At 66.9% G+C, this 8,984-nt stretch carries 10 protein-coding genes and 1 pseudogene; 6 read left to right on the top strand and 5 right to left on the bottom strand.

Features of this window, described 5'->3' with window-relative positions:
• Positions 1–88: 88 nt before the first annotated feature.
• Complete coding sequence (locus AC2VOP_RS10285) at positions 89–262, bottom strand: hypothetical protein (RefSeq protein WP_486960858.1); 174 nt, start codon at positions 260–262, stop codon at positions 89–91.
• A 657-nt stretch (positions 263–919) separates the two neighbouring features.
• On the opposite strand from AC2VOP_RS10285, the gene AC2VOP_RS10280 reads away from it, so the two are divergent.
• Both AC2VOP_RS10280 and AC2VOP_RS10275 read left to right on the top strand, forming a co-directional pair.
• A complete protein-coding gene (locus AC2VOP_RS10280) occupies positions 920–2,587 on the top strand; it encodes a nitrite/sulfite reductase (protein ID WP_486960860.1) in 1,668 nt (555 codons plus the stop codon).
• A gap of 21 nt (positions 2,588–2,608) precedes the next feature.
• Positions 2,609–3,328: a phosphoadenylyl-sulfate reductase gene (locus tag AC2VOP_RS10275; RefSeq protein WP_486960857.1), complete on the top strand. Its 720-nt coding sequence runs from the start codon at positions 2,609–2,611 to the stop codon at positions 3,326–3,328.
• Positions 3,329–3,428: 100 nt separating this feature from the next.
• Here AC2VOP_RS10275 and AC2VOP_RS10270 read toward each other — a convergent pair whose 3' ends face one another.
• Together AC2VOP_RS10270 and AC2VOP_RS10265 are read right to left on the bottom strand one after the other, a co-directional pair.
• Positions 3,429–3,824: a type II toxin-antitoxin system VapC family toxin gene (locus tag AC2VOP_RS10270; protein WP_486960856.1), complete on the bottom strand. Its 396-nt coding sequence runs from the start codon at positions 3,822–3,824 to the stop codon at positions 3,429–3,431.
• A complete protein-coding gene (locus AC2VOP_RS10265; protein ID WP_486960855.1) occupies positions 3,821–4,084 on the bottom strand; it encodes an antitoxin in 264 nt (87 codons plus the stop codon). Before AC2VOP_RS10265 ends, AC2VOP_RS10270 begins: the two co-directional genes overlap by 4 nt.
• 3 nt (positions 4,085–4,087) lie before the next feature.
• Here AC2VOP_RS10265 and AC2VOP_RS10260 point away from each other — a divergent pair, with 3 nt between their 5' ends.
• Positions 4,088–4,915 carry a biotin--[acetyl-CoA-carboxylase] ligase gene (locus AC2VOP_RS10260; protein ID WP_486960854.1) on the top strand — a complete coding sequence of 276 codons (828 nt, stop codon included), beginning with the start codon at positions 4,088–4,090 and terminating at the stop codon, positions 4,913–4,915.
• A gap of 81 nt (positions 4,916–4,996) precedes the next feature.
• Here AC2VOP_RS10260 and AC2VOP_RS10255 read toward each other — a convergent pair whose 3' ends face one another.
• Positions 4,997–5,650, bottom strand: coding sequence for a GtrA family protein (locus AC2VOP_RS10255; RefSeq protein WP_486960853.1), 654 nt, complete (start codon positions 5,648–5,650; stop codon positions 4,997–4,999).
• An 87-nt stretch (positions 5,651–5,737) separates the two neighbouring features.
• On the opposite strand from AC2VOP_RS10255, the gene AC2VOP_RS10250 reads away from it, so the two are divergent.
• The 3 genes from AC2VOP_RS10250 to AC2VOP_RS10240 are packed head-to-tail and all read left to right on the top strand — an operon-like array spanning position 5,738 to position 8,696.
• Positions 5,738–6,988, top strand: coding sequence for a 5-(carboxyamino)imidazole ribonucleotide synthase (locus AC2VOP_RS10250; protein ID WP_486960852.1), 1,251 nt, complete (start codon positions 5,738–5,740; stop codon positions 6,986–6,988).
• A gap of 7 nt (positions 6,989–6,995) precedes the next feature.
• Positions 6,996–7,502 carry a 5-(carboxyamino)imidazole ribonucleotide mutase gene (gene purE, locus AC2VOP_RS10245; RefSeq protein WP_486960859.1) on the top strand — a complete coding sequence of 169 codons (507 nt, stop codon included), beginning with the start codon at positions 6,996–6,998 and terminating at the stop codon, positions 7,500–7,502.
• A 24-nt stretch (positions 7,503–7,526) separates the two neighbouring features.
• Positions 7,527–8,696, top strand: coding sequence for an acyl-CoA dehydrogenase (locus AC2VOP_RS10240; RefSeq protein ID WP_486960851.1), 1,170 nt, complete (start codon positions 7,527–7,529; stop codon positions 8,694–8,696).
• Positions 8,697–8,760: 64 nt separating this feature from the next.
• Here the strand turns inward: AC2VOP_RS10240 and AC2VOP_RS10235 are convergent.
• A pseudogene (locus tag AC2VOP_RS10235) lies at positions 8,761–8,984 on the bottom strand (hypothetical protein); the annotation flags it as partial.

Genomic DNA, 8,984 nt, shown 5'->3' with positions numbered 1-8,984 from the left:
GCAATCCCTGCACTACCGGGTAGGCGCGCCGCACGCGCGCATTCTCAGTTGAGGCAACGAAGAGGTCTACGCGCGCATTTTGGATGAGTCAACGCGTGCCGTCGACAGGCGTACAAATGGAGTCGATGATGAGATCGCAAATCAGGATGGCGACGGCGGTGCTCGGCAGCGCGGCCGTTTTGTCGTTCGCGGTCGGATGCGGTGGCGGCGGTGAAGGCGGACCGACATCCACCACCACGACGACGACCACCACGATGACCACGACGACGCCACCACCCGGACCACCCCCGGAGCAGACGCCCGCTCCCGGCGGTCCCACCGGCGGAGGTGGGCCGGGCGGCGGTGGCGGTCAGATCCCGGGTGGTCCCACCGGCGGAGGTGGGCCGGGCGGCGGTGGCGGTCAGATCCCGGGTGGTCCCACCGGATGGGGTGGGCCGGGCGGCGGTGGCGGTCAGATCCCGGGTGGTCCCACCGGATGGGGCGGGCCCGGTGGTGGAGGCGGCTGTTTGCCCGGCGTGGGCTGTGGCGGATGGCCCTGAGCCACGCGACATCACAATAGTTAGAGCTGCACGGCGGCGGATCGTCAGCCGGATCCGTCGGGCGGCGGGCGGACGGTGGGAACCCAAACCGCACAGCGCACATCGAGTTCTATCCGCTGAAGACGCTGGCGATTCAGGTGCCGTGCAGCGAAGTCACAGCAGAAAAGCAGCGCGATTCCAGTCACGGTAAGGCGCGCGCGGTGAAGCTGGAACGAGCAGCAAAGCTGGAACGACAAGGACATCGCGTGAGCTGTCCGCCCGGTAGCAACTAGCGGCGTCGTTCTGCGTGATGCAGAGAGGTTGAAGTCTCTGCAGCTTGGCTACCCGCTTGACGGTGCGTCTATCGGCGGGCCACCTGACCGCAAGGAAGGAGGACTCCCATTACCACACCGCGTTACGCCAAGACTCGCAGCGAGGGCCAGTGGGCCCTCGGCGAGCGTGAACCCCTCAACGACAAAGAGCAGCTCAAACGAGACGACCCTCCACTCAATGTCCGATCTCGCATCGAAAACATCCACGCCAAGCAGGGTTTCGACAGCATCGACAAGGGCGATCTGCGCAACCGGTACCGCTGGATGGGCCTTTACACCCAACGCGAGCAAGGTTATGACGGCACCTGGACCGGTGACGAGCACATCGACACCATCGAGGCCCGCTTCTTCATGATGCGGGTACGCACCGACGGCAGACCGTTGTCGGTGGATGCGATGCGCACGCTGGGTCAGATCTCGACCGAATTCGGTCGTGACACCGCCGATATCGGCGACCGGGAGAACCTACAGATCCATTGGATCGAGGTCGAGAACGTTCCCGAGATCTGGCGGCGGCTGGGCGCTGTGGACTTGACGACCATCGAGGCCTGCGGTGACTGCCCGCGCGGTATCCACGGCTCGCCGCTGGCCGGTGATTCTCTCGACGAAGTGCTCGACGCTTCCCCGGCGATCGAAAGAATCCGGCAGCGTTTTTTGAACAATCCCGAGTTCGCGGACCTGCCCCGCAAGTACAAGACCGCGGTATCGGGTCTGCAAGACGTTTCTCACCAGACCCATGACGTGGCGTTCATCGGCGTCAACCATCCCGAGCACGGCCCCGGGCTGGATCTGTGGGTCGGTGGCGGGCTGTCCACCAATCCGATGCTGGCTCAACGGGTCGGCGCCTGGGTGCCGCTCGACGAGGTGCCCGAGGTGTGGGAGGCGGTGACCGCCCTGTTCCGCGACTACGGCTACCGGCGGCTGCGGTCGAAGGCCCGGCTCAAGTTTTTGGTCAGAGACTGGGGTACGGAAAAGTTCCGCGAAGTTCTCGAAACCGAGTACCTGAAGCGACACCTCATCGACGGCCCGGCCCCCGAGCCGCCCGCGCGCCAGATCGACCACGTCGGGGTGCAGCGCATCAAGAACGGCCTGAACGCTGTCGGAGTGGCCGCGATCGCCGGACGCGTCTCAGGCACGATTTTCTCCGCGGTGGCCGACCTGATGGAGCAGGCCGGGTCGGACCGGGCCCGGTTGACGCCGTATCAGAAACTGGTGATTCTCGACGTGCCGGATGACAAGGTCGACGATCTGGTGGCCGGTCTGGAGGGCCTGGGCCTCCTTGTACGGCCGTCGGTCTGGCGCCGAAACCTGATTGCCTGCACCGGTATCGAGTTCTGCAAGCTGTCGTTCACCGAGACCCGCGTCCGTGCCATGACATTGGTGCCCGAACTCGAACGCCGGCTCGCCGACATCAACGCTCGACTCGACGTGCCAATCACGGTCCATCTCAACGGCTGCCCCAACTCGTGCGCGCGGGTTCAGGTCGCTGACATCGGGTTCAAGGGCCAGATAGTCGACGACGGCCAGGGCAACTCAGTGGAGGGCTTCCAGGTGCACCTAGGCGGCAGCCTGGGCGCCGAAAGCGGCTTCGGACGCAAACTGCGCCAGCACAAGGTACTCGGCACCGAACTCGGCGATTACATCGAGCGGGTGGTGCACCACTTCGTCGACCAGAGACACGATGGCGAGAGCTTCGCAAAGTGGGCACTGCGAGCCGACGAGACCGCCCTGCGCTGAGAGTCAGGGGACAGAACAACGATGAACGACCAGGCGAACCGTCTACCCGAAGCACAGCTGCGCGAACTGGCGGCGTGCGGGGCCGCCGAGTTGGACGGCGCCAGTGCCGCCGATCTGTTGCGCTGGACCGACGAAACTTTCGGCGACGGTTACGTGGTGGCCTGCAACATGCAGGACGCCGTGTTGGTGGACCTGGCGGCCAAGGTGCGACCGGGAGTCCAGGTGCTGTTCGTCGACACCGGCAACGAGTTCCCCGAAACCCTCGGGATGAGTGATGCGGTCGAAGCCACCTACGACATCCGGTTGCTCACCATCCACCCCGAGCCCTCGGTGCTGGAGCTGGGTACGAGCCTGTGCCGCACCGACCCCGACGAGTGCTGCCGACTGCGCAAAGTGGTCCCGCTGTCCAAAACACTGTCCGGCTTCTCCGCGTGGGTGACCGGGCTGCGCCGCGTCGATACACCTAACCGTGCCAACGCCCCACTGGTCAGCTTCGATGAGCTGTTCAAACTGGTCAAGGTGAATCCACTGGCCGCGTGGTCCGATCAGGATATGGCCGACCACATCACCGAGCACCAGGTGCTGGTGAATCCCTTGGTCGCAGAAGGCTATACGTCTATCGGCTGTCAACCGAACACGGCCAAGCCAGCGAAAGGCGCCGGCCCGCGCAGTGGGCGCTGGGTTGGGTTCAACAAGAGCGAATGCGGGATCAACGTCCAGCCTGCGAAAAGTCCGTCGTGATGTATGACGGAAAACGACCGTTACAACCTGGCGCGGGTAGACAAGCCACGGATTGACCACGGCCAGCCGGTCGAATCGAAGCAGGCGGTGCGCGAGTCGGTCAGGCCAGACGCTTAATCCCGGGATAGGCGTCAAATCCGTGATCGAAGCTCATCAGCACGGTGATGTCATGGCGGGCCATGACGGCGATGTGGAGTGCGTCCCTGGCGGACAGCTCTTGGTAGCGCAGCAGGACATCCCTGGCCTGCTCGACGTCCCCGCGTTCGATCGGCAGGACTGTGTCGACGACGCCGAGAAGCGCATCGAAGGCGGGCTGGATCGCCTCACGGCAGTTGATCGCCACGTACCGGTGACAGATTTCCTGCAGCACCTCGGCATCGGTGACCAACCGTTTGCCGGTTGACAGAGCGGATTCCAGCAACCGCTGCGCATCCAGCTTGTGTGGATGCGATGCGCCCACCAGATACATGGCAATGTTGGCGTCGACGAGGATCACGGTGCAGCTTCGGACGACGTCGCATAGCCGCGTTCGGTCTCCTCGAGGAGCTGTTCGATGTCGGCGGTCGGGAACTGATGACGTGCGGCGTTGCGGATGGCGCGCAGCTTGGTGTCCAGGTCGCCACGCGGCTCACGTTCCCGCGCAGCACGCAGCGTTCGGCGGACCCACTCCGAGACCGTCATCCGGTGCCGGCGGGCGATCTCTTGGAGCTGTTCCCATTCGTCCGGGTCGAGGAGAACCTGCAGACGTTTACTCATGAGATGAGTATATTAGGCTACATCATGATGGATGACGACTCAGAAAGACCTCCGCTCGACGAATCCACTCTGCGCGACCAGCTGACGGGGCCGGGCCGGCCGTGGCGGGTGCTCGACGTGGTCGGCGAAACGGGCTCCACCAACGCCGACCTGCTGGCCCGGGCCGGCGCCGGCGAGGACATCGACGGTGTCGTTCTGCTGGCCGACCATCAGACGGCTGGTCGCGGTCGACTCGGGCGGCACTGGTCGGCCCCGCCACGCGCCCAGTTGACGCTGTCGGTCGGGGTGGGTGCAGACGCAGTCCCGACCTCCGGATGGGGCTGGCTGCCGCTGGCGACGGGCGTCGCGGTGGCCGATGCACTCGCCGAGGTGGCCGGCATCGAGGCGCGCCTGAAGTGGCCCAACGACGTCGTCGTCGGGGACGGCAAACTGGCCGGCATCCTCGCCGAGGTGGCCGTGCCCAAACCGCTCGTCGTCGTCGGCCTCGGTCTGAACGTGACGATGACCGCTGACGAGGCACCCGACCCCATCGCCATCTCGCTGGCGATGCTCGGCGCATCAGTCGATCGAAATATGTTGGCGCAGGGAGTGCTTCGTCAGCTGGCAGCCCGTATCGCAGCCTGGCGCGATGCTGATGTGGCCCTGGCCGCCGACTACCGGCGGTACAGCCGTACCCTCGGCACCCGGGTGCGCGCCGTCTTACCCGGTGACCGGCAGATCGAGGGCGTTGCCGAAGCCGTCGATGAGCTGGGCCGGCTCCAGATCGACACCGGCGCTGGGGTGGAGACCGTGTCTGCCGGGGACGTCATCCACTTGCACAACAGCGTTTGAAGCGACGATCACCTGGTGAGGTCCGCGAGGAGGCTAAGGTTGGTGGCGGTATTGGTGCCCTAGTGGCGCCCTGGGTGTGCGTCACGAAGTCTTCGACACCCTGGACTCGGAGGAATCGCCGAGTTCAGAACCGCGCGAGCGCCACGCACGCATCAGCGTGACGGTGCCGCCGCCTGCGATGTTGTCCTCGAAGGCCTCGGCGAAACCGCCCGCGGTGAGGGTGGATTCCAGCGCCGCATCGGCGCTGCGGGCGAACTGGTCGGGAAACACCCATCGGCGGAACGCCCAGAACCGGAACGCCATCTGCAGCAGGTTGCCGATGATGTAGGCCGAGATGAAGTCGGCGATGTTCTCGATGGTCAGCGACACCGTCGGTACCCGGAGCTGCAGCACATAGCTGGAGAACCACAGCGGTGCCATCGACAGCAGCACCCCGACGCCGCTGACCGCGAAGAACAGCGCCGCCTCGTGGTGGCGCTCGCGACCGCCGCGGTCCCGGAAGCTCCACTCCCGGTTGAGGATGTAGGACGCGATCACCGCGACGATGCCGGAGATGACCTTGGCGGTCACCGGCTTGGGCTCCAGGATCGTCAGCTTGAGCGTGTAGAACAGGACCGAGTCGATGACGAACGTGGTCGCTCCGACGATGGCAAACTTGATCAGCTCATGGTGACGCTCGGCCAGCGGCCGGATCACCCCTGGCAGCCGGGCGATCGTCGCGTCGGTGAAGGACACAGGACGGCAGTCTACGTCCGTCTTGTTCACCTGCGGGTAACGATGCGATAACGGTCGCTACCTGATGGTCGCCGCGAGCGTGACACGATGATGGCCGTGCCGGACTCCTCTCCCGCCGGGTCGCCCGGGTCACCTGTGCCCGCGCAGCCGCTGGTCGCCATGGTCGGCGCCGGGCAGCTGGCCCGGATGACCCATCAGGCGGCGATCGCCCTGGGCCAGAGCCTGCGGGTACTGGCCGTCGCGGCCGACGACCCGGCGGCCCAGGTCACCCCCGACGTGGTGATCGGCTCACACACCAGCCTCGACGACCTGCGCCGCGCCGCTTCCGGCGCCACCGTGCTGACCTTCGACCACGAGCACGCCCCCACCGAACTGCTGGACATATTGGTCGCCGAGGGCGTCAACGTGGCACCGCCACCGCAGGCGCTGGTCTGCGCCCAGGACAAGCGGGTGATGCGGCAACGGTTGGCGGCCCTGGGCGCGCCGGTGCCACGGTACGTCACCGTCGACTCCGTCGGCAGCGTCAGCTCCCTGGACCACTTCGTCGAGCAGGTTGGTGTTCCGATCGTGGTCAAAGCAGCGCGCGGCGGGTACGACGGCCGCGGCGTGGCCATCGCCGACGACGCGGCCCGGGCTCGCGACATCGCCGTCGACTACCTGGCCGCCGGCGTTCCGGTGCTGGTCGAGGAGCGGGTCGCCATCCGCCGAGAGATCGCGGCGCTGGTCGCTCGATCCCCGTTCGGCCAGGGTGCGGCGTGGCCGGTGGTGCAGACGGTGCAGCGCGACGGGATTTGCATACAGGTGATCGCGCCCGCGCCGGATCTACCCGACGGCTTGGCTTCGGCTGCACAACAATTGGCGCTGCGGCTGGCGGACGAACTCGGCGTCATCGGGGTGCTGGCCGTCGAACTGTTCGAGACGCACGAGGGGGAGCTGCTGGTCAACGAGCTGGCGATGCGGCCGCACAATTCCGGACACTGGACCATGGACGGAGCCCGCACCAGCCAGTTCGAACAGCACCTGCGTGCGGTGCTGGACTATCCGCTCGGCGACACCGACGCCATCGCGCCGGTCACCGTGATGGCCAACGTGCTCGGTGCCCCGCGGCCGCCGACGATGGCCATGGACGAACGTCTGCATCACCTGTTTGCGCGGATGCCCGACGCCCACGTCCACCTGTACGGCAAGCGCGAACGCCCGGGCCGCAAGATAGGACACGTCAACCTGCTCGGCTCGAATCCTGGGGACGCGGGGGAGTGGGCGAAGCTGAGTGCTCGTGCCGCACTCGCGGCACACTGGTTGTCGCATGCACAGTGGCCCGATGGACAGAACGGATAGGACATTCATGGCACAACAGCCCCGGGTCGGGGTGATCATGGGCAGCGACAGTGATTGGTCGGTGATGGCCGACGCTGCCGACGCGCTGGCCGAGTTCGACATCCCGTTCGAGGTCGGGGTGGTCTCGGCGCACCGCACCCCGCAGCGGATGTTCGACTACGCCCGGAACGCGGCCGGCCGCGGCATCGAGGTGATCATCGCCGGGGCGGGCGGCGCCGCCCACCTGCCGGGCATGATCGCCGCCGCCACCCCGCTGCCGGTGATCGGGGTGCCGGTGCCGCTGGCGCGCCTGGACGGCCTGGACTCACTGCTGTCCATCGTGCAGATGCCGGCCGGGGTGCCGGTGGCCACTGTGTCGATCGGCGGTGCCCGCAACGCCGGCCTGCTGGCGGTGCGCATCCTGGGATCGGCGGACGCGGCGCTGCGGACCCGGATCGCGGCGTTCCAGGATCGGCTGGCCGAGTCGGTGCTCGCCAAAGACGAAGCACTGCAGGGTAAAGTTACCGGCGAGTAACCCGGGTGGAGCAAGGAGGCCGAGGTGACCGGCTGGACCGGCGATCCGTCGTTTGATCTGTTCAAGCTGTCCGAAGAGCATCGTGAATTGCGGATGACGGTCCGTGCGCTGGCCGAAAAGGAGATCGCGCCGTACGCCGCCGAGGTGGACCGCGAGCCCCGGTTCCCCGAGGAGGCGCTGACCGCGCTGAACGCCTCCGGCTTCAACGCCGTCCACATCCCCGAGGCCTACGGTGGGCAGGGTGCGGACGCGGTGGCCACCTGCATCGTGATCGAGGAGGTGGCCCGCGTCGATGCGTCGGCGTCGCTGATCCCCGCGGTCAACAAACTGGGCACCATGGGCCTACTGCTGTCCGGCTCCGAGGAACTCAAGCAGCAGGTGCTGCCGACACTGGTGTCGGGGGAGGCGCTGGCCTCCTATGCGCTCTCCGAGCGGGAGTCCGGCAGCGACGCGGTGGCGATGCGCACCCGCGCCAAGCCCGACGGGGACGATTGGATCCTCAACGGGACCAAGGCCTGGATCACCAATGGCGGTGTGTCGACCTGGTACACGGTGATGGCGGTGACCGATCCCGACCTGGACGCCAACGGGATCTCGGCGTTCATGGTGCACCGCGACGACGAGGGCTTCTCGGTCGGACCCAAGGAACACAAGCTGGGCATCAGGGGATCGCCGACCACCGAGTTGTACTTCGAGAACTGCCGCGTCCCCGGGGACCGGATCATCGGCGAGCCGGGAACCGGGTTCAAGACCGCGTTGCGCACACTGGACCACACCCGGCCGACGATCGGCGCTCAGGCCGTCGGCATCGCGCAGGGCGCGCTGGCCGCCGCGATCGCCTACACCAAGGACCGCAGGCAGTTCGGCCGGCGGATCAGTGACAACCAGGGAGTGCAGTTCATGCTGGCCGACATGGCGATGAAACTGCAGGCCGCCCGGCTGATGGTGTACACCGCGGCTGCCCGCGCCGAACGCGGCGAGACCGGGCTGGGTTTCATCTCCGCGGCGGCGAAGTGCTTCGCCTCCGACGTGGCGATGGAGGTCACCACCGACGCCGTGCAGTTGTTCGGCGGCGCTGGATACACCACGGATTTCCCGGTCGAACGGATGATGCGCGACGCCAAGATCACTCAGATCTACGAGGGCACCAACCAGATCCAGCGGGTGGTGATGGCGCGGCATCTGCTGCGCTGATCATGCCCGGGCCCGGCATGGCGTGTCGGCTCGTCACCGCGGTCGCTAGAAGGGACCGCGGTCGCTAGAAGGGTGGCGGGTCGTCGTCGGAGTCGGCGGGTGGTGCGGGAGTGGTCCAGAAGGCTTGGCAGGCAGCCCGGCGCGCCTGGCGGGCCTGCTGGTTGCGCCGGCGTTCGGACGCGATGTAGCGGGCGCGGTTTTGGGCGCGGGTGCGGCGGCGTTGGGGCATCACGGCGGTGCGGTCGGCGCAGCGGTCGGTGGGCGGCTTGGGCGGGGTTTCAGGTGGGG

The organism is Mycobacterium sp. TH-M106, from assembly GCF_057473765.1.
This window is presented reverse-complemented; position numbering and strand designations above follow the sequence as displayed.